Genomic DNA, 19,790 nt, shown 5'->3' on the forward strand with positions numbered 1-19,790 from the left:
AGGACGCGTAGCCTCGCGTCGTCCMTCGGGTCGCGGGAGATCACCCGACCCGGGCGACTTGTGACGGTCTGCGACGAGCCGGTGTGAACTCGGGGTTGACCCGGAAACGCCGGTGTTGCGGCGGGGTGAGCTGCCCGATGTCCGGGCATGGCCGACCCTAGACTCCGCCTGTGCATCGGTTTGACGCGCAGGCTGCCGACCTCGTCCGCGCGATATGTGACTTTGCCCGCGTCCGGCTCGGATTCGATCCGGTACCGCTGGACGCGCCATTGTCATGGGACGAGTTGGCGGCGGCGGTGGGATCCACGATCACCGCCGAGGGCATCGGTGGCCGTCGCGCTCTCGAGGTGTTCGACGAGGAGCTGTCCCGCGCCTGCATCTCGACGGATCATCCCCGCAATCTCGCCTTCATCCCGGCCGCCCCGACTAAGGCGGCTGTATTGTTCGATCTGGTGGTCGGGGCGTCGTCCATCTACGCGGGCAGCTGGATGGAGGGCGCGGGCGCGGTCTTCGCGGAGAACGAGGCGCTGCGATGGCTGTCGGACCTCGCGGGCTTCCCCGCCTGCGCCGGTGGGCTGTTCGTACCGGGGGGCACCGTCGGCAACCTGTCGGYGCTGGCCGCCGCCCGGCATGCCGCCCGGAGCCGGTTGACCGCCGCCGGTCGGCCGACTCCACCGCGATGGCGGTTCGTCTGTGGGGCCGAAGCGCACTCCTCCCTCTACCAGGCCGCCACGGTGCTCGACACCGAGGTCGTCGTCGTGCCGACGGATGACGCCGGACGACTGACCGGTCCGCTGTTGGCCGAGGCGCTGGACCGGCTCGCCGAGCAGGACGGCGCCCAGGCCGTCGACGGCGTGTTCGCGGTGGTGGCGACCGCAGGGACCACCCAGTTCGGCACCGTCGATGACATCCGCGGGGTGGTGGACGTCTGTCAGGCCCGCGGGCTGTGGGTACATGTGGACGGCGCCTACGGGCTGGCCGCGCTCGCCGCCGCATCGACCCACTCTCTCTTCGACGGGATCGCCGAGACCGACTCGTTCATCGTCGATCCGCACAAGTGGCTGTTCGCGCCGTTCGATGCCTGCGCGCTGGTGTATCGCGATCCGGCGGTGGCCCGGGCGGCGCACGGCCCGCAGCGGGCCGGCTACCTCGAGGTCCTGGATTCGGCGGGGGCCTGGAACCCGTCGGACTACGCCATCGGGCTGTCCCGGCGGGCCCGCGGGCTGCCGTTCTGGTTCTCGCTGGCGACGCATGGCACCTTGGCCTACGGCCGGGCCATCGAGTCCACGCTGGCGACCGCCCGGGCGGCCGCGCTCCAGATCGCCGCGCTGCCTTACGTCGAGCTGGTGCGGGAACCGCAGCTGTCGATCGTGGTGTTCCGTCGGCTGGGTTGGCAGGCCGCGGACTACCAGCGGTGGAGCGAGAACCTGCTGCGGGACGGTTTCGCGTTTGTTCCRCCCACCGTGCACGAGGGCGAGACCGTCGCCCGGTTCGCCATCGTCAACCCGCGGACCACCGTTGACGACATCGGCGCGATCCTCGCCACGATGGCCTGATCCTCGCCGCGATGGGCTCCCTCTCCCCGCCGTCCGGTCTCCCCGCCGGCCCGGTGCCCGGGCTTGATCCTCCGGGACCGCTGTGCGGGCCCGGCCAGCACGCGAAGAGCGAGACGTGCCGCTAGGGCGGTGGAGGTGGGATTTGAACCCACGGAGGGGTTGCCCCCTCACACGCTTTCGAGGCGTGCGCCCTCGGCCACTAGGCGACTCCACCGCGGACTAGCCTACCGGACGTCGCGAGAGTCCGGTTCGCCGGGGTGTGTAGGGGTCCGACGGCGCCGAGGCTGCGGCCCGTCGCCCCGAACCGGGCGAGCGTGGCGGCGGTGTGCCGGCTAGCGCCCCGCCGGGCGCCGGCGCGCGGCGAAGAACTCCGCCAGGAGGGCGCCACACTCGTCGGCGCGGATCCCGGCGACCACTTCGGGTCGATGATTGAGCCGCCGGTCCCGCACCACGTCCCAGAGCGAGCCGACCGCCCCGGCCTTCTCGTCAACCGCGCCGTAGACGAGGCGGTCCACCCGGGCGAGCACGAGGGCCCCCGCGCACATGGTGCAGGGCTCCAGCGTGACCACGAGGGTGGCTCCCGGTAGCCGCCAGGAACCCGTCCGGCGCGCGGCCGCCCGCAGGGCGATCATCTCGGCGTGGGCGGTGGGATCGGCGCCGCGTTCCCGCTCGTTGTGCCCGAGCCCGAGCACCGTGCCGTCCTCGGTCACCACCAGGGCACCCACCGGGACGTCGGCGTGGTCCGGGGCCAGGCGGGCCTCGCGCAGGGCGAGCCCCATCGCCTCGTGGAAGCGGTCCGGTCCGGGCGGACCGCTCAGCCGGGCGGGAGCGCCCGCCCGGGGGTACTCGTCGGGATCGGTCATCCCGGATCAGCGGGCCGGCGGCGCGGGACCGAAGCGGTGGGCTCAGCCACGTGCGTCATCGAGGATCTCCCCCGCCCCGGCCCGTTCGCTGAGCGCGCTGATCACATCGCCTGGCAGCATCCCCTCCTCGCCGATCAGTTCCAACAACGCCTCCGCGGGGGTGCCCAGATCGCCGAGTAGATCGAGATCGCCCACGGGGGCGGCATGGGTGACGGCGGACGCGTCATCCTCGTCGTCCGGGGTGGTCAGCCCCGCCATCGAGGGCAGCGCGTCGGCGAACAGGCGTTCGGCGAGGTCGGAGGTCACCAGGACCCGGCGATCGGAGAGGAAGACCTGCGGATCCGGGTCGTCGGGACACACCCGGACCACCGCGAGGTACTCGTCGTCCTCCTCGAGGAAGGCGACGACGGGGCCATCACCCAGATCCCGCATCATGTCGGTGAGGGCGTCGAGGTCGTCGACGTCGGCCGGGTCGAGATCGTGCACCGACCAGTGGCCGTGTACCCGCGCGATCGCGATTGCCTTCGTGGTCACTGTGCGCCCTCACGTCCCTTCTGCAACCGCGCGGCGGACCCGGGCCGGCCGTGCCGGTCCGGGATGCCCGCCCGGCGCGGCCCCCGGTGGCCAAACCGGCGCACCCGCGCCGACCAGCCGTGTTCCGCCTGTGATTCTCACCTGTGGGGGCGGCCGTGGGTATTCCGGTTCACCCTGTCAGGTGAGTTCTACCGCGATGCCGCGTCGATTCCGCGACGGTGGTCCGGTCGACACCTTCCCCAACGGACTATGGGTAACGCCAGCTCACGTGAGGTAATGTCCGGGCTGGAACAAACCCCCGTCCGGGGGCGCTACCGGGTGGTACCGGGCCGATGACCGGGGACTGGACCGGGATCTATCGGAACAGAAGACGGGGCGGGCTTCGCCGCCCGGTGCCGTCGTGGCACTGTAGAAACCGCGATGACGACATCAATCCCCCGCCGGTTCACCGCCAGGACCCAGGCCGCGCTCGCCGTTGAACGCCTGGCGGCCGAGGCGTCACGCCGGCTCGGCCGTGGTTCCGGCGAGATGATCGGTGGCAAGCTCGCGCTGCGGGTATCCCCGGCGGCGCTCGCCGAGGTCGGCTCCCACCGGATGACCGCCTGCGTGTCGGGCACCAACGGCAAGACCACCACCACGAGGCTGCTTGCCCGGGCCCTGGGCACCCTGGGGCCGGTCAAGTCGAACAGCGGCGGGGCGAACATGGCGCCCGGGGTGCTGGCCGCGCTGTCCCGGCCGCCGTTTGACGCGGCGGCGGCTCTCGAGGTGGACGAGATCTGGCTGCCGAAGGTGGCCAGGGAGATCTCGCCGCGGGTGGTCCTGCTGCTGAACATCAGCCGTGACCAGCTCGACCGGTCCAACGAGACGCGGCGCATCGCCGCCATGTGGCGCGAGCTCGGCTCGGAGCTGCGCGACACGACGGTGGTCGCGAACGTCGATGATCCCCTGGTGGCCTGGGCGGCGGCGGGCTGGCACCGGCAGGTCTGGGTGTCGGCGGGGCAGAACTGGACGGCGGACGCGATGGTCTGCCCGCAGTGCGCCCGGCTGCTACACCRCAACAGCAGCGGCTGGTGGTCCGAGTGCGGGCTGGCCAGGCCCGAGCCGATCGTAGCGGTCACCGGCTCCCGGGAACTACTCTGGTACGGCCGCACCATCGAGGCCCGGCTCGATCTGCCCGGACGGGTGAACCTCGGCAACGCGGCGATGGCCGCCGCCGCGGCCCGGGAGTTCGGCGTCGAGATCGAGGATGCGCTTGCGGCCATGACCGGCCTGGGCGATGTGCAGGGTCGCTATCRGGAGGTGGCGCTCGGCGAGGAGGGCCATCGAGGCCGGCTGCTGCTGGCGAAGAACCCCRCTGGCTGGGTGGAGATGATGGAGCTGTTGGCGGACGCGCCGCCGCGGCCTGTCGTCATCGACTTCAACTCCCAGACCGCTGACGGGCGGGATCCGTCCTGGATCTGGGACGTGCCGTTCGAACGGCTCGCCGGCCGGCAGGTGCTGGTCACCGGGGAGCGCAAGGAGGACATGAGCGTGCGGCTGGCCTATGCGKAGGTGCCGCACAGCGTGTATGCCAGTGCGCGGGACGCGGCCCTGGCCGCCAACGAGAAGGTGGTCGACGTCGTCGCCAACTACACGGCGTTCCGCGATCTGCTGGTGAGGTCCACGCAGTGAGGTTGTGCACGTGGCTAGGTTGTGCACGTGGCTAGGTTGTGCACGCGGCGAGGTTGTGCACGCAGTGAGKTTGTGCGCGAGATGAGGGGATCCACGCGATGACGGGCGGCTCTGCGACCAGGATCGCGCTGATCTACCCCGAGCTGCTTGGTACCTACGGCGACGGCGGTAACGCGATCGTGCTGTCCCAGCGCCTGCGCTGGCGTGGTTTGCCGGTCGAGGTGGTGAACGTTCCCGCGGGGTCGGCGGTGCCCGAGAGCTGTGATATCTACCTGCTCGGCGGCGGCGAGGACGCACCGCAGGTCCTCGCCGCGGACGGCATCCGGCAGAACCGGGCGATCCGGCGAGCGGTGAGCTCGGGAGCGGCGGTGCTCGCCGTGTGCGCCGGCTACCAGGTGATCGGCGCGACCTTCCCATCCGGTGGGGAGATCCACGAGGGGCTGAATCTCGTCGACGTGGAGACCCGTCGCTCCTTCGGCCCGTCGGACGCGCCGCCGGCGCGTGCGGTCGGGGACATCGTGGTGGAACCGGACGCACGGCTCGGCCTGCCCACCCTGTACGGGTATGAGAATCACGCCGGGCGGACGAGGCGGTTGCCCGGCGCGAGCGGCATCCCGCTCGGTACGGTCCGGCTCGGGATCGGTGACGGTGACGGCGGAACGGACGGCATCGTGGATGGCCGGGTCATCGGCACCTACCTGCACGGGCCGGTGCTCGCGCAGAATCCCGCCCTCGCCGATCTCCTGCTGAGCTGGGTCCATGGTCCGCTGCCGCCGTTGGACGCGCCCCGCGAGGTGGAGGTGCTGCGCCAGGCCCGGCGCCGCGCGTTGGCCGTCACCTGACGCGTCCCCTGGCTTTTTTTGGGGGGACAAGTGGGGGGACAAGGCGGACAGGCCCCGGTCTGACCCCGGTCTTGTCGTCATCTGCTGCCAGGTTTGCGGCGTTTCCCGGCCAGCGGTGTGGTTCGGTTGGACCGTGGTGTCGAATCCCCTCGCCGGATGGTGGGGCAAAAACAAGAGAACCGTGCTCATCGTCGGTGTCGTGATCGTGGTCGTCTGGGGCTACCTCGGGACCCGTGACCGCCCGAAGACCCAGCGGGTCAGCCTGCCCGGCGACTACGCGTCGGCGGGCCGCGAGCTGCTCGTCCAGGCCCCGTCCGATCCCGCCAACCCGCTTCCGCTGGTGTTGATCCTGCACGACGACAACGCGGACGCGAAGTCACTTGACCGGCAGAGTGACGCCGGCAAGCTCGCGAACTCCCGCGACTTCGCGGTGGCCTTCCCGGAAGCCGTGGGCGGCACGTGGCGGATCGACGGACCCGAGGGGGCCGACGTGCGCTATCTGCGCGACGTGGTCCGCTTCGTCTCCACGAAACGGACCAAGGTGGATCCGAACCGGGTCTACGTGTGGGGGATCGGCGAGGGTGCCCGGCTGGCCCTGACCGCCGCCTGCGCCCCGGGTAAGCCGGAGTTCGCCGCGGTCGGCGTCGTCGGGCAGTTCGACCCGGAGCCCGGGCCGACCTGCCAGGACCGTGTCCCGGAGGGCCGGGCCCCGGAGGCCTCCTGGGACCGGAAGGTCAGCGAGACCCTGTGGAAGTTCTCGTCTGGTCACCGGCTGGGGGCCTGACCGCGGCGCCCGCGAGCGGGCCGGGCGGTTTCCGCACCGGGCAGAGACCGAGGGCTGAAGTCCGCCGATGCCGCCGGGAGGGGGGTAGCGGCATCGGCGGACCTGGTCGGCCGGGGCCCGAGGCCCGCCGGCCTTCCCGTGCGGATGGGGGGGGAATCCGAGGGAAGGCCGGCGGAATCGGGGGCCTTCCGGCCGGACGGACGTCAGATGGGGGGGAGATCTGACGTCCGTCCCACCGGAAGGAGGGCCCGTCCGGAGAGCTGGAAAGGAACCACATAGGCGGGTTGTCGGGCGGTGACAGGGCCCGCTTGCTGGTCTGTCCGCGGCTTCGCCGGTGGGTGGGAGTCCCGGGTCCGGCTTCCACGGCTTCGGGTCGGCGCCTGGAGAGGGGCTCGGTAGCCGGCCGCTCGTGGACTGGCAGGGCTCGTGTGGTCCGCGCCCCAGCCGCGAAGGYGATCCACCGGAGCCGGGTGAGCCGTTGCGTCGGCATGAGGGCGGTGCGCCGGCTCCGACCGGCCGCTAGAGGATCCGACCGACGTAGTAGGAGGTGGTATAGATCTTCTTGAGCGACACGACGTCGCCGGTGTGCGGCGCCGCCCACATCATGCCGTCGCCCGCGTAGATGCCGACGTGGTAAATGTTCCCGGGTGTCCCGAAGAAGATCAGGTCGCCGGGCTGTTTGTTGTACTGCGACACCCGGGTGGCGGCGGCGAACTGGGCGTCGGTCGTCCGCGGCACGCTCCTGCCGAGCTGCTTGAAGATGTACTGGATGAGGCCGGAGCAGTCGAACGAGCTCGGGCCCTCCGCACCGTAGACGTAGGGCTTGCCGGCCTGCAGGGAGGCCAGGTAGACGGCCTTCTCCCCGAGGGAGCTCGACGGGACCGGAACCGACGCCTGGTCCGCGGCGTCCCCTGTCGTGAGGAGATCCGACCAGGCGGCGTTGCGGACGAGCCGGGGGGTGGGCGCCGGCCGTACGCGCAGGGTGGCGTCGTTCGCCGAGCGGGCGGACTGCAGGGCGTCCGTGCCGTCGAAGACCGCGGTGACATTCGTGGTGGTGAGCACCCGGGCCGTGTAGGAGGCGTAGCCCTGGGCGTTGGTGTARAGGTGCTTGAAGGTGGCCCACCCGGTGGGGAGCTTCACCTGCACCTTGACCAGCTGGTTCGCCAGCGGTTCGTGGGTCTGCTCGTTGTAGAGCGAGAAGCCGATGTCGATCGGMTGGTCCGCGCTGACGCTCACGTCGGGGTTGGTCACCCGGAGACCGACCTGAACCTTGCCGGCCAGGGGCGGGGCGTCGACACCGCCCGTCGAGCCGAGCAGGGAGGTGGAGCCGTGGGTGCTGACCGCCGCGGCGGCGATGCTGCCCCCCAGGGCGGCCTGGGAGCCGATCTGCGCGGCGAGGGTGATCGGAGCGGTGTTCGGCTGCTCGTCCTTCGCGGCGTCGGCGTTGATGTCGGTGGCGCAGCCGGCGAGAGCCACTCCGGAGACCGCGACGGTCCCGGTGGTCACGGCGGCGAAGGCGCGGGCCCGGGCCCGGCTGCGGGCGGCCGGGGGCGCGGAGGGTGCGCGGTGACGGCCGCGACCGGCGCCTCGCGTTTCTTCGTCGAGCTKCACGCTTTGCGCGGACAACGGTGTATTCCTTCCCGTGCGCCTGCGAAGTGAGCTGTCGGGTTCGGGCTGGGCTGCCCGGCTCTCGCGTGACCTTCACGCGTCGAGCTTCACCCCTAGGTCGACACCGCGGATCGGCGCCGGCCGGTGGAGGTGGGTCCCCCGCTCCTGCCCCTGATGACGACTCGGAGGGGACACCGGGGCCGGGGGCAGGACTCGGCGTTCGGCCCGGTGTTGTCGTGACGTCGGCGTGAGACTAGTCCACTTGGATGGGGTGGGTAAACACTAGTCCTTCCCAACTACAGCGAGTGCGCGTTGAAGTTCCCGTCGCGCGGCGTCGGCGGCCCGCGCGGTCGGCCGGGCTGACCGGGCGGCCCTAAGGCCCTTCGCGCCCCGTTTGTCCTGCTGGTTTTTCGTTGCGTGTGGGGTCCGCGGCGGCGGCCGGTCCGGGTGAGAGGCGGGCGGGCGGGTAGCCCTCCCGCGGCCCGTGGGCGATTTTGACTACTTAAAGTAGTCGACGGGTGAGGCCGGGTGTGCACCCCCCTCAGCGGGACCGGGAGCCGCGGCGGGTGAGGAATCCCGCCGCATCGAGCACTTGGAGCTCGACCGCGAGCTCGTGGACCTCACGGGGCAGCGAGCGGTGGTGCGCCAGCGCCTCGACCGCGGCGCGGGCGTGGTCGGCGAGCTCGTCGAGGGCGTGCTGGCGCTGGCGCATCCGAGCCCGCTCCTCCTGGATGGTCCGGACCGTGTCCTCCTGCCACCGGCGGGTCCGGATGAGATGCTCGCTGGCGTCGGCGGCCTGCCGCTCGGCATCCTCCAGCCGGTTGAGGAGCGCGTCGAGGGCCTCCAGCCGGCCGGCGAGCTCCGCGATGAGATCGCCCCGATCGGGCAGGATGGCCGTTTTACGACTCTTGGGGTCAGGCGAGGTCATGGAGTCCCCCGAGGGGTGGGGGGTCGGCGGGGACCGCGCCGAGCGGCTGGCGCGAGACCCGGTTGCTCCGACACGGTTGGTAACGGTAACCGACGTGGCGGGCCAGGGGTAACCCATCGTACGGATACGTCGCGTCAGCCAACTTATAGTAAAAAGGGACTATGGATCTGCCGTCATTGTCGTGGTCTATGCGCGCATAGCATGCAGGTCGGTGTCAGAGCCAGCCGTTGCGCTTGAACGCACGGTAGAGAAACAGACAGATCGTCGTAATGACGGCCAGGACGGCCGGGTAGCCCCACGTCTGACGAAGCTCCGGCATGTGGTCGAAGTTCATGCCGTAGATCCCGGCGACGGCGGTCGGGACGGCGCCGATCGCCACCCAGGCACTGATCCGTCGCATGTCCTCGTTCTGCGCGATCGTCACCTGCGTCAGCGTCGCCTGGAGCACGGAGGAAAGCAGCTCGTCGAAGTGAGCTATTCGCTCGCTGACCTGCTCGAGGTGGTCGGCGACGTCCCGGAAGTAACGGCGCATCGCCACGTCGACCATCGTGGGGGCGTCCATGGTGAGGGTACGCAACGGGCCCGCGAGCGGCAGCACCGCGTGCTTGAGCTCCAGAAGCTCGCGTTTCATCTGGTAGGCGCTTTCCGTCGACGRCTTCTGATCCCGGTGGAAGACGCCCGTCTCGATCTGGTCGACGTCGGCCTGGATGCTTTCCACGGTGCGGACGTAGTCGTCCACAATGCTGTCGCAGATGGCGTGCAGCACGGCCGTCGGGCCGTGCCGGAGCATCTCCGGGTTGGCCTCCAGCCGGCCGCGCAGCTTCGTCATCTCCCCGTGCCTGCCGTGCCGCACGGTCACGACGAAGTCCTCGCCGAGGAAGATCATGATTTCGCCGGTGGTGACTACCTCGGAGGTGCCCGTTACCTGGGTGTGCTCCACGTAACTGGTCGTCTTGAGCACCATGAACAGGTGGTTCTCGTATTGCTCGAGCTTGGGGCGCTGGTGGCCGGTGACCGCGTCCTCCACCGCGAGCTTGTCCAGCCTGTACTCCTCGGCGATCGCGGTGAGCTGCTCGTAGCTCGGCTCGAACAGGCCGAGCCAGGCGAACCCGTTGCGTTCGGACCGCGCCAACCGCAGCGCGTCGGCCTGGTCGATGTCCATGGTGACCCGCCGGCCATGGCTGTACACGCCGCAGGCCATGACGCGCCCGTCCGGTGTCCGCGGTAGCTCGGAGCGGGGCGCCCCGCGTCGTTTGCGACCCACCCGGACCAGGGAGACCGGACGGGTCAGCGCGCCGGCGAGCTTATGGGCGTTGGCCGACGCCTGCTCCAGGGCGTCCCCCAGCACCTCCCGAACGGGATGCTGGCTGCCGTGGTCGCCGCCGTCCGGGCGCGCGCCATCAACGTCGCGTCCCCGGGTCTCGCGTACCGTCTCGTCGCGTACCCTTTCGCCCGGCACCGCGTCGTCCCGCATCACTGCCTTCTTCCCTGCCGCCGATCCATGTCCAGGTCCACCTGTCGGCATCTCCCACGCCCTTCCCCGCTGGTGAACCTTCATGGTGACAAGTCGGTGCCGGCCGTCCGGAGGCGATCCGGGCTTCACCGTGGACGCGGATGCCTGGCAACTGTGCCGGCGTGGTGTGGCACGAAGGGTGAGATACACGTCCGGCGCATGGGATACGTCACAGGGAGGATCGAGTGATCGGGATCGAGGTACGCACGCTTCGGGTGTTCGCCGACGAGACGGGCGCCGGCGGCAGCCTGCTCGCCGTGGTGCTGGATGCCGCGAAGCTGCTGCCCGACGCGCGGGAGCGGTCCGTCGTCGCGCGCCGACTGGGCTGCCCCGCCACGGTCTTCGTCGACGACCCGGAGTTGGCGGAGCTGGCCACCTTTACGCCCACCGGGGAGCTGCCCATGGCGGGGCACGCCTTGGTGGGGTCGGCCTGGCTGTTGGGTCGGCTGCTCGGTGGCCATCCGGAGATCCTCCGCCCGGCCGGCGGCGAGGCGGTCAGCTGGCAGGAGCAGGGCCGGGTCTGGGTCCGCGGCGCCCTGGCCGCCGTGCCCTGCTGGTGGCATGAGATGCTCGCGGACCCGGGCCAGGTCGACGCGCTCGACCTGCCCCGTCCACCCGCCGAGGACCTGACCCAGCTCTGGGCGTGGGAGGATGAGCCGGGCGGGGTCGTGCGGGCCCGGGCCTTCGCCAGCAGGCACGGCGTCACCGAGGACGAGGCCTGCGGGTCGGCTTCCATGCGACTGGCCGCGATGCTCGGGCGGCGGCTCACCATCCGGCACGGCGCCGGTTCGATTGTGCTCGCGCAGCCGGGTCCGCCCGGCCACGCCGATGTCGGCGGCTTGGTGGTCGAGGACGAGACGAGGTTCCTCGCCGATCTCGACGAGTTCCTCGCCCGGTGACGGTGCCGTTCGGCGCGGCCACGGCCGGACACCACGGGGACCAAGCCTGAGAGTGTAGGTGCCGAGCGAGGCGACTGGCACCCTTTGTGGGTACCGGGTTACGGCTGCGTGGTGGCTGCCGAGATGCGGACCGGGTCGGATAGGCGTAGCTTTGGATCCCGGTAGCTCTCCGCTGGGTATCCGCCCATGGGCTGCGAGGTGGTCATGGCCGAGACGTTGGTGACCTTGGTGGAGGCCGCGCATCAGGATGCCGTCCGTCTGATCGAGCTCTCGCGCGACGTCGGTGCCCACGGTGACGTGGATGGTCCGTCGACCGACCCGCGGCAGGCGCTGCGCGCCAGCGACGCGGCCGTGGCCGCCGTCTCCGCGCACCTGAGCGCGATGGAGTCGGTGGTCTACCCGGAGATGGCCCGCCGGGTCGTGGGCGGCCGGGCGCGGGTGGCGGACCTGGGCCGCTTGGCGCGGCGCTGCTCCTCGGTGATGCGCGGCATTGAACAGTACGTCCAGGGGGACCTCAACCGGCCCGCGGAGCCGGTCGCGAACCTGCGCCGGGATCTGGCCGCGTTGATGGTCGAACATGCGACGCTGGAGGACGAACTTCTGCGTGAGCTGATGGCCGAGCTGTCCGACGACGAGCGCCGGGATCTCCTCGACCGCTTCTCCGACGCGATGCGCCACGCTCCGACCCGACCRCATCCGCACCTTCTGCACAGCAGGCTGTTCGGTGGAAGCCTGGCGGCCCGCCTGACGGGCTACTGGGATCACCTGCTCGACGTGATGGACGCCCGGGAGGTGCCCGGCGCGCCGAGGCGGGCCCCGGTGCCCGCCGGGCTGTGGGGCTGGTACCTGCTGGGCCGTCCCACGGCGCCGGCTGCGGGTGAGACCCCGTCAGGGAAGGAAGGCGCGYAGGGCGACACCGCCGCTGGTAGCCACAACGTCACTGGTAGCCACATCGCCGCTCATTGATCCGTCCTTGCGACTGCCGTCGTTTCCGTAGGCCCACCATGTCTTCCTGAGCCCGGTCTTCCGGAGCCCGTCGCGCTCTGTCTTCCTGACGGTCTTCCTGGCCGCGGTCCACTCCGGTTCGGCGTTCCGATGCGCACGGGCGCCGTGGTCGTGCCATGCTTCGAGTCCGGGTTGGGCCGGTATGGCCTCGTGTCGTGCAATGCCGAKGAGATGTGTCAGGAACCGAGGGCACCGCGATGCGGGCGCCGAACGCTGATCCCGTAAAAGTGATCTGGCCGGTGCTGTTGGTCGAGGATGATGATGCCGACGCCTATCTGGTGTCCGAGCTCCTCGACGAGGTCTCCGCTCCGGTCGARCTGACCCGGGTGCGCACGGTGGCCGAAGCCGCCCGTCGCAGCGAGCACGTCGCGTGCGTGCTGCTGGATCTCGGGCTGYCGGACAGCGAGGGCCTGTCGGCGCTACGCCGGTTGCTCACGGTCGAKGCGGGAGCGCCGGTCGTGGTGCTCACCGGTCTGGTTGACGAGTACCGGGGGGCGCAGGCGGTCGCCGCGGGCGCGCAGGACTATCTCGTCAAGGGTCAGGTCGACGGGCGGGACCTGGTCCGGGCCGTCCGGTACGCGATTGAGCGCAAGCGGGCCGACACCGCCGCGCAGGCGCTGCGGGAGTCGGAGCTGCTGGCGGACGAGCGGGCCCGCCTCGAACGCGGCCTGTTACCCCGGCCACTCATCGACGACGGCCGGTTGCATCACGACGCCCGGTACCGCCCCGGCCGGCAGCAGTCCCTGCTCGGCGGGGACTTCTACGACATGGTGTCCACCGCGGACGGCACGCTCCACGTCCTGCTCGGCGACGTCTGCGGGCACGGCCCGGACGAGGCGGCGCTCGGGGTGAGCCTGCGGATCGCGTGGCGCACGTTGGTCCTCGCCGGTGTTCCGGAACCCGACCGGCTCGGGTATCTCCAACGCGTGCTGGTGAGCGAGCGGGAACAGGATGAGATCTTCGCGACGGTGTGCACCCTCGCGATCGCTCCCGACCGGACCTCGGCGCGGATGCGGCTGGCCGGTCATCCGCCGCCGGCGCTGTTGCATCCGCGGCTGTCGGCGCTGCCGGGCGACGTCGTCGGTCCGGCTCTTGGCATCGTCGACGACGACCTCTCCGAGGAGGTGCGGATCGAGCTCGGGCCGCACTGGGCGCTCCTGCTCGCCACGGACGGCCTGCTGGAGGGGCGGGAGGGACCGGGCGGGGAACCGCTGGGCTGGGAGGGCGTGCTGCCCGAGATCGCCAAACTCTGGCCCGCCGACGACCCCGACGGGCTGCTCGACAACCTGATCGACCGGGTGGAGGCGCGCAATGGCGGCCCGCTGACCGACGACGTCGCGCTCCTGCTGCTGATCTGGGGTGCCGGCTGATGCCGGAGCGCACCCACCCGAACGTCACCCACCCGAACGTCACCGACGGGGGAGCGGGCGACGCGGGGCCGAGCGGAGCGGTGGAGCGCGGCCGGGTCGGGTCCGTCTGGCGCCTGCGCCGTCGACTCGAGGTGACCTACGCGGTGGCGGCGATGGTGCTGATGATCGTCGCTGGTCTCGTCGTCTCGTCGTTGGTCCGGCTTGATGACGCCCTCCACACGCGCAGCGACGTCCTCGCCCCGGCTCTGCTGAGCTCCACCGAACTGGTCTCCAGCCTGGTCGACCAGGAGACCGGGATGCGGGGCTACCTGCTTCAGGGCAGCGAGGACTTCCTGGAGCCCTACAACGAAGGGCGCAGGGCCGAGCGCACGCTGCTCGCGGACCTGCACCGACGGCTCGTGGAGCGCCCCGACCTGCTGGCGAGGCTCGCCGTGCTGGAGGACCGGATCCGGGCCTGGCACGGCGACTACGCCGATCCGGCCATCAACGCGGTGCGGGTGGGCGGTCCCGCGGCGGCCCGCCTGTTGTCACCGGAGTTCGGCAAGACCCGCTTCGAGGCGGTCCGCGCCGCGGCCGGGGACCTCGAGGCGGACCTGCGGGCCAGGGAAGTCCGGGCCCGCCAGCACGTCACGGCGGCGCTCCGTTTCCTGATCTTCGCGCTGGTGACCGGCGCGGCCGTCATGGCCGTACTCCTGGCGGTCATCGCGCGGGCGCTACGGTCCTGGGTCACCCGCCCGCTCGAGCGGGTGAGCGACGATGCGCGAACCGTCGCCTCCGGACATCTCGATCACGTGGTCGAGCCGACCGGTCCCCCGGACATCGCCTCGCTCGCCGCCGACGTGGAGTCGATGCGACGCCAGCTGATCGGGGAGCTCGGGGTCGCGCGGGCGGCGCGGTCCGCGGTGGAGGCGCAGGCCGAGGCGCTGCGGCGCTCCAATCGTGACCTGGAACAGTTCGCCTATGTCGCCTCGCACGACCTGCAGGAGCCGCTGCGGAAGGTGGCGAGTTTCTGCCAGCTCCTGGAGCGACGCTACGGTGACAGGCTCGACGAGCGGGGCACCCAGTACATCGCTTTCGCGGTGGACGGCGCGAAGCGGATGCAGCAGCTCATCAACGATCTGCTGGCCTTCTCCCGGGTGGGGCGGACTACTGACGGTTTCGTCGATGTGTCCCTGGGGGAGATCTTCGACCGGGCGGTGGGAGCGCTGTCCATCGCGATCGAGAGCGCCCGGGCCGAGGTCACCGCGGATGATCTGCCGGTCGTGCGCGGGGACCCCGTCCTGCTCACCCAGCTGTTCGCGAACCTGATCGGGAACGCGCTGAAGTTCCGGGCCGAGACGGTTCCCGCCGTGCATGTCGGTGTCGTCGACCGGGCGGACGAGTGGGAGCTGTACTGCGCCGACAACGGGATCGGAATCGAWCCGGAGTACGCCGAGAAGATTTTCGTGATCTTCCAGCGGCTGCACGGCCGGGATGTCTACGAGGGCACGGGCATCGGGCTGGCGTTGTGTCGCAAGATCGTCGAGTTCCACGGCGGCCGGATCTGGCTGGACGGCGCGGTGAAGGACGGAACCACCTTCCGGTTCACTTTCCCTAACCGGAGACTTCTAACGGCCAGAGACCCGCCGTGAGTCGCCTCATCGCCTAGAGTGCCGCACATGATGGGGTCAGGAGCGGTTCTCACCCGGCCAGGGGCCCGTGCGCAGCGGCGGGAGCTCGCGGACCTGCTGGCCGAGCGTGGCCCGGCGGCGTCCACCCTCTGCGCCGGATGGACGAACCATGATCTGGTGGCGCACCTGGTCACCCGCGAGCGGGTGCCGTRGGCCGCTCCCGGGCTCATCGTCGGTCGGCTGCACGGCATCACGGAGCGGGCCGAGCGGGCCACCATGCGGGCCCACACCTTTCCCGAGTTGGTCGAGACGTTCCGTGCCGGGCCGCCGTGGTGGCAGCCGACCCGCATCGGCCTGATCGACGATGCCATGAACCTGGTCGAGTTCTTCGYGCACGCCGAGGACATCCGCCGCGCCGCCCCTGGCTGGGAGCCTCGCGAGCTTGACACCAGAAGCCGTGACGCGATGTGGACCGCTCTGCTGCTGATCGGGTTCGCCGGGTTCCGGCGAGCCGGCCTGGGTGTCGTGGCGGAGCGTACGGACGCTCCTGGCCGGCGCGCCTTGCACGGCGGCGAGCCGGTGGTGGAGATCGTCGGGCCACCTGAGGAGATCGTGCTGTACGCGTTCGGGCGGGGCCAGGTCGCCCGGGTCGAGCTGCGCGGTTCCGACGCCGACATCGAGCGGTTCCGCGCGGCTCCCACCGGTCCCTAGCTCCCGGCGGCTGCGATCCGGTCGGAGCCGTGCCGCTATCGGGGCGGGGCGTTACCAGAGCAAGGCGCTACCAGAGCGAGGCGTAGGTGGCCGCGCCAGCGGGATGCTCTGTCGGGTTCACCAGGGAGGAGTGCACGTTCCCGGGTGACGAATCGCTGAAGTACGTCTCGTAGGCGAGGATGTCGCGGTTCGCGGCGAACGTCTGGTACATGTTGCGGATGTACACCGGGTTGTCGCCGCCGGCCTGGCCGGCGCGGCCCGCCCCGGTATCACTCTTCCCGACGAGTCCCCATTCTGGGACCGAGAACTGCTTGCCGTGCTGGCGGGCGAACGCGATCGTCGAGCAGAGCCCGGCTTCGGCGTGACACTGACTGGCGAAGGCAGCGTCGTCCGTGCTCGCCGGCCATTGGTCGTAGCTGTCGATGCCGATGATGTCGACGTACTGGTCACCGGGGTAGACGGCCCAGGCTCCGCTGCTGTGCGCATTCAGCGCCCAGTCGATGCGGGCCTGCGGATCCGTCGAGCGGATCGCGCTGACAACCTGGCGGAAGCAGTTCACCCAGGTGGTGGGGTTGGTCTTGGAGACCGACCACGGGAACCAGTCGCCGTTGAACTCCCAGGCGAGCCGGATGACGCTCGCCGGGCGGCCCTTCGCCACCAGCCACCGGCCGAAGTCCGCCCAGTGGCCGTTGTAGGCGCCGCTCGCGCAGGAGTTCATGTCCCCACCGCCCGTGGGGTAGAAGGACTGCGAGATGACCCAGGTGCCGGCGAAGGTCGAGAACTTCTCCGGGCCCGAGCCGAGCCACGGGTTCGTCATGGTCTGCCAGCTCGACCTGTCGGTGAAGGTGAGCACGACGTTGACCGGCGAGCCGCGGAAGCTCTCCCAGGCCCGCACCTGCGTCATCGTCCCCGCGGCGACGCCGCTCATGCCGCCGGGCACCGAACCGCCCCCACCACCGACGGGGATAACGGGCACTTGTACCGCAGGCTTCGTGACCCGGGCCGCGGCGCCGGGGGTCGTCGGCCTGGCGGTGGTCCGTGGGGCCGTACCGGCCGGGGTGCCCGCGGGCACCGGGGCGGGCGACGGCGAGGCGACGGTCGCGCGGGAGTTTCCGCCGGTCGTGCCCGCCGAGGCGCTGCCCGCCGAGGCGCTGCCCGCCGAGAGGCTGGGTTGCACCCGGAGGTCATCGCCGTGTCGGGGCTTCCCGTGCTGGATGGCGGTGGCCTCGACTGTCGCCGAGCCCTCGCCCCCGGTGTCGCGTTCGGGGACGAGGGTCCACCCGACTACGGCGGCGACCAGAGCCATCACGCCTAGCGACGCGATCCAGGCAGGGTGACGCGGACGGCGGCGCCCGCGCCGGGAACCGGATCGGACTCTCGGCGGGCTGGGATTGCCCTCCGCTCGGTGCTTCACCGCGGGTATCCCTCCGTGCGTGGCAGTGTCGTCAGGACCCCCCGGGTCCCGGCTTCGGCATCGAAGCGGATGACCTCCATGTCGCACAGCAGCCTGAGACGGACCGGACCGGCCTCCGGTCGCCCCCTCGACGCCGGCTGCCGTGTCTAGATAGTTCGGACGAGACACTACACCGACGTGCTAGGCCGACTTGTCGGAACTCGGGGGTTTCGGGCGGTGAGGCTCTCGGGTGGCGTGGAGCCCGGTTGGTCGGCACGCCGGTTGGTCGACACGCTGGCTGTGCCACAATGTGCGCGCGCGGAGCCTGGGATGTGCCTGGTGGTCAACCCACCTCGYGTCACGGATTCCGCGCACGGGTCGGGGATCACGCGCCGGTGGAGTGTCCGCGGTGCCTGGTCGAGCGCCCCGGGGGTTATGCRGCCAGGCGCGGTGGCGGGGCCGTTCACCGGCTCGCCCGCCACGACGACAACAGGAGAGCACCCAATGTCCCAGCCACCCGAGTACCCTCCCGCCGGCGGTCACGGTCAAGGGGGTTATGACCAGGGCGGCTACGGCCAGGGCGGCTACGGCCAGGGTGGTTACGGTGGCCAGGGCGGTTATGACCAGGGCGGTTACGGTGGCCAGGGCGGTTATGACCAGGGCGGCTACGGCCCTCCACCGCCCGGCTATGGACCCCCGCCCGGTGGGTACGGCGCGCCGCAGGGCTACGGTGCCCCGCTGGGATACGGCGGCCCGGGTGGGTTCGGCCCACCTCCGCCCTACAACCAGCCGATCCCGACCTACCTGTGGCAGTCGATCGTGGTCACCCTGCTGTGCTGTCTGCCCGCCGGTGTGGTGGCAATCGTCTATGCCACCAAGGTGCAGAGCCGCCAGCAGATCGGCGACATCAACGGCGCGCTGGACGCCTCCAAGAAGGCCAGGATGTGGTGCATCATCTCGGCCATCTCGATCATCGTGGTGTTCCTGGTCATCCTCGTCATCGGCTTGGCCKGCGGCTTCGAGACCGATTCCAGCACGTCGTATTCGACGCTCCCACCCGCTCGCACCTGAAGGAGCGTGGCCTGACCGAGAGTCAGGCTCTCGTCGTAACGGCCGTCGGCTTGGCTCGCTTGTCGGCTCGTCAGCCGATGGAGCTCCCGCCGCAGAGCCCCGCCATCACCGAGAGAGACGCGAGGAAGAGGAGGCCGAACACGAGTCCGGCCAGGCACCAGGCCAGGCTGCGACGCGATGCCCGGCGCGCCCCGGCGACGTCGTGGGCAAGGAGTCGATTCGACGCGCGCGAGGAGTTGATGATCCCCATCACGCCGAGCGGTGCGCACAGGAATGTCGTCAGGATCGCGAGAGCCAGGTAATTGCCGACCTTTGGCGTCRCCTCGGTCMCCGGCCGCTGCCGCGYCCGCGCGTGCCGTGGTGTCTGCGCGTGCCGTGGTGTCTGCGCGTGCCGCCGGAGCGTCTGGTGGGGTTCGGCGGGTCGGTGGGCCTGTGTTCCGGGCCAGCCCGGATGGGGGCCGGTGTCGTTGTGTCGATTCCGTGGGTAGCCGGTCGAGTAGTGATGTCCGCTCGAGTAGTAGTGACCGCCGGTGTCCCCTGGCCCAGGCCACCGCACGTTGTGCGTGTTCCACCGCAATGGTTCGGTCGGAGGCGGGCGGAACTCCTCCTCCCAGCGGCTGCGGGGCCGATCGGTCCTCGGGCGACGCTGGGTGGTGCCGGTGGTGCCGGTGGTGCCGGTGGTGCGGGATGACGGGTCGCTGATGCGTGAGCCCGACCGCGGGCCGGTGTCGGCCGCGGTCCAGGGATCCCAGCGGGCACCGGTGTCCGTCCGGCAACCGGCGTTCGTGCGGGCGCCGGTATTCGTCCGGCCGGTGTGGTTCGTCGATCCCGGGCCGCCCGCGTCCGGTGCCGGGGACGAGGGCGACCCGGTGAGGCGGGCGTCGTACTCGTCCCGCCACCTGTCGAGGATTTCGTGGGACACGGTGAGGAGCTGCATCGTGCGCATGGACTGTGCGTCCCGGCTGGCGGGATTGTCGGGGTGATGAGCCCGGACGCGGGCCCGGTACGCCCGGCGGATCTCCGCCCGGTCGGCGGTGCGCGCTACCCCGAGCACGGCGTAGGCGTCGACGCCACCGAGTTCGCGAACCAGCCGGTTGAGCGGGGTCAACGTCCGATCCGCTTGACGACGTCGCCGCGGTTCCGATCGGAAGGCACCATGCGAACCGCCATTCCCCGTCGTCGGCCGGGCGCCATCAGCGGTGATGATAGGCGATCCGTCCGCCATCAGTCCGCCATTCGTCTGCCTTTGGCAGATTCGTGCTGTCAGGCCGTGACGTCCCGGCGGGCCAGGCTCACCGCCCCGACCACCGCCGCACCGGCGGCATACAGACCTCCGACCAGCAGCGCCGACCCGTAGCCGCAATGCCACTTCCACTAAGTCGATCAAGCTGCTACCTGGGGTTTCGTGGGGTTGGCGAGCCTGATCGTGGGC

At 70.9% G+C, this 19,790-nt stretch carries 17 protein-coding genes, 1 tRNA gene and 1 riboswitch; of the genes, 10 read left to right on the forward strand and 8 right to left on the reverse strand.

Translation table 11 applies throughout. The annotated features are described in order from the left end of the window. Window positions 1-170: 170 nt before the first annotated feature. A complete protein-coding gene (locus CcI156_RS08570; protein WP_076805201.1) occupies window positions 171-1,556 on the forward strand; it encodes a pyridoxal-dependent decarboxylase in 1,386 nt (461 codons plus the stop codon). 127 nt (window positions 1,557-1,683) lie between these two features. On the opposite strand, the gene CcI156_RS08575 is transcribed toward CcI156_RS08570, so the two are convergent. The 3 genes from CcI156_RS08575 to CcI156_RS08585 all read right to left on the reverse strand — a co-directional run bounded on the left by CcI156_RS08575 (window position 1,684) and on the right by CcI156_RS08585 (window position 2,953). Continuing rightward, window positions 1,684-1,770 (reverse strand) — tRNA-Ser (locus CcI156_RS08575). Between the two features lie 118 nt (window positions 1,771-1,888). After that, on the reverse strand, window positions 1,889-2,419 hold the full coding sequence (gene tadA, locus CcI156_RS08580) for a tRNA adenosine(34) deaminase TadA (protein WP_011434746.1): 531 nt from the start codon (window positions 2,417-2,419) through the stop codon (window positions 1,889-1,891). A gap of 42 nt (window positions 2,420-2,461) precedes the next feature. Next, window positions 2,462-2,953, reverse strand: coding sequence for a tRNA adenosine deaminase-associated protein (locus tag CcI156_RS08585; protein ID WP_011434747.1), 492 nt, complete (start codon window positions 2,951-2,953; stop codon window positions 2,462-2,464). 420 nt (window positions 2,954-3,373) lie between these two features. Here CcI156_RS08585 and CcI156_RS08590 point away from each other — a divergent pair, with 420 nt between their 5' ends. The 3 genes from CcI156_RS08590 to CcI156_RS08600 all read left to right on the forward strand — a co-directional run bounded on the left by CcI156_RS08590 (window position 3,374) and on the right by CcI156_RS08600 (window position 6,250). Continuing rightward, a complete protein-coding gene (locus CcI156_RS08590) occupies window positions 3,374-4,624 on the forward strand; it encodes a MurT ligase domain-containing protein (RefSeq protein ID WP_076805203.1) in 1,251 nt (416 codons plus the stop codon). A gap of 98 nt (window positions 4,625-4,722) precedes the next feature. Next, complete coding sequence (locus CcI156_RS08595; RefSeq protein WP_011434749.1) at window positions 4,723-5,466, forward strand: type 1 glutamine amidotransferase; 744 nt, start codon at window positions 4,723-4,725, stop codon at window positions 5,464-5,466. 136 nt (window positions 5,467-5,602) lie between these two features. Next, window positions 5,603-6,250: a PHB depolymerase family esterase gene (locus CcI156_RS08600; RefSeq protein WP_011434750.1), complete on the forward strand. Its 648-nt coding sequence runs from the start codon at window positions 5,603-5,605 to the stop codon at window positions 6,248-6,250. Window positions 6,251-6,769: 519 nt separating this feature from the next. Here the strand turns inward: CcI156_RS08600 and CcI156_RS08605 are convergent. The 3 genes from CcI156_RS08605 to corA form a co-directional block, all read right to left on the reverse strand. Continuing rightward, on the reverse strand, window positions 6,770-7,876 hold the full coding sequence (locus CcI156_RS08605) for a C40 family peptidase (protein WP_083718382.1): 1,107 nt from the start codon (window positions 7,874-7,876) through the stop codon (window positions 6,770-6,772). Between the two features lie 5 nt (window positions 7,877-7,881). Next, a riboswitch (cyclic di-AMP (ydaO/yuaA leader) is annotated at window positions 7,882-8,048 on the reverse strand. Between the two features lie 351 nt (window positions 8,049-8,399). Beyond that, on the reverse strand, window positions 8,400-8,786 hold the full coding sequence (locus tag CcI156_RS08610) for a hypothetical protein (RefSeq protein WP_011434752.1): 387 nt from the start codon (window positions 8,784-8,786) through the stop codon (window positions 8,400-8,402). 214 nt (window positions 8,787-9,000) lie between these two features. Then, window positions 9,001-10,260 carry a magnesium/cobalt transporter CorA gene (corA, locus tag CcI156_RS08615; protein WP_254847332.1) on the reverse strand — a complete coding sequence of 420 codons (1,260 nt, stop codon included), beginning with the start codon at window positions 10,258-10,260 and terminating at the stop codon, window positions 9,001-9,003. 224 nt (window positions 10,261-10,484) lie between these two features. On the opposite strand from corA, the gene CcI156_RS08620 reads away from it, so the two are divergent. From CcI156_RS08620 to CcI156_RS08640, 5 genes are all read left to right on the forward strand, one after another. Beyond that, on the forward strand, window positions 10,485-11,198 hold the full coding sequence (locus tag CcI156_RS08620) for a PhzF family phenazine biosynthesis protein (protein WP_011434754.1): 714 nt from the start codon (window positions 10,485-10,487) through the stop codon (window positions 11,196-11,198). A gap of 204 nt (window positions 11,199-11,402) precedes the next feature. Beyond that, on the forward strand, window positions 11,403-12,164 hold the full coding sequence (locus CcI156_RS08625) for a hemerythrin domain-containing protein (RefSeq protein ID WP_254847333.1): 762 nt from the start codon (window positions 11,403-11,405) through the stop codon (window positions 12,162-12,164). Window positions 12,165-12,400: 236 nt separating this feature from the next. Then, complete coding sequence (locus CcI156_RS08630) at window positions 12,401-13,573, forward strand: PP2C family protein-serine/threonine phosphatase (RefSeq protein WP_076805207.1); 1,173 nt, start codon at window positions 12,401-12,403, stop codon at window positions 13,571-13,573. Then, window positions 13,573-15,204, forward strand: coding sequence for a CHASE3 domain-containing protein (locus CcI156_RS08635; protein ID WP_076805208.1), 1,632 nt, complete (start codon window positions 13,573-13,575; stop codon window positions 15,202-15,204). The genes CcI156_RS08630 and CcI156_RS08635 overlap by 1 nt, the downstream gene beginning before the upstream one ends. A 27-nt stretch (window positions 15,205-15,231) precedes the next feature. Next, window positions 15,232-15,894: a TIGR03085 family metal-binding protein gene (locus tag CcI156_RS08640; protein ID WP_175637558.1), complete on the forward strand. Its 663-nt coding sequence runs from the start codon at window positions 15,232-15,234 to the stop codon at window positions 15,892-15,894. A gap of 67 nt (window positions 15,895-15,961) precedes the next feature. Here CcI156_RS08640 and CcI156_RS08645 read toward each other — a convergent pair whose 3' ends face one another. Continuing rightward, a complete protein-coding gene (locus CcI156_RS08645; protein ID WP_023840108.1) occupies window positions 15,962-17,308 on the reverse strand; it encodes a glycoside hydrolase family 26 protein in 1,347 nt (448 codons plus the stop codon). Window positions 17,309-17,791: 483 nt separating this feature from the next. On the opposite strand from CcI156_RS08645, the gene CcI156_RS08650 reads away from it, so the two are divergent. Next, a complete protein-coding gene (locus tag CcI156_RS08650) occupies window positions 17,792-18,358 on the forward strand; it encodes a CD225/dispanin family protein (RefSeq protein WP_076805210.1) in 567 nt (188 codons plus the stop codon). A gap of 70 nt (window positions 18,359-18,428) precedes the next feature. On the opposite strand, the gene CcI156_RS08655 is transcribed toward CcI156_RS08650, so the two are convergent. Then, entirely contained in the window at window positions 18,429-19,466 is a 1,038-nt protein-coding gene (locus CcI156_RS08655; protein ID WP_076805212.1) for a CD225/dispanin family protein, read from the reverse strand. Window positions 19,467-19,790: the final 324 nt, after the last annotated feature.

Origin of the sequence: Frankia sp. CcI156 (assembly GCF_001983015.1) — a bacterium.
Lineage (GTDB): Bacteria > Actinomycetota > Actinomycetes > Frankiales > Frankiaceae > Frankia > Frankia casuarinae.

Bases quoted from the DNA above. Each gene is read 5' to 3' on its own strand.
- tadA (WP_011434746.1), bottom strand. From the start codon at position 2,419: ATGACCGATCCCGACGAGTACCCCCGGGCGGGCGCTCCCGCCCGGCTG.
- CcI156_RS08610 (WP_011434752.1), bottom strand. From the start codon at position 8,786: ATGACCTCGCCTGACCCCAAGAGTCGTAAAACGGCCATCCTGCCCGAT.
- CcI156_RS08595 (WP_011434749.1), top strand. From the start codon at position 4,723: ATGACGGGCGGCTCTGCGACCAGGATCGCGCTGATCTACCCCGAGCTG.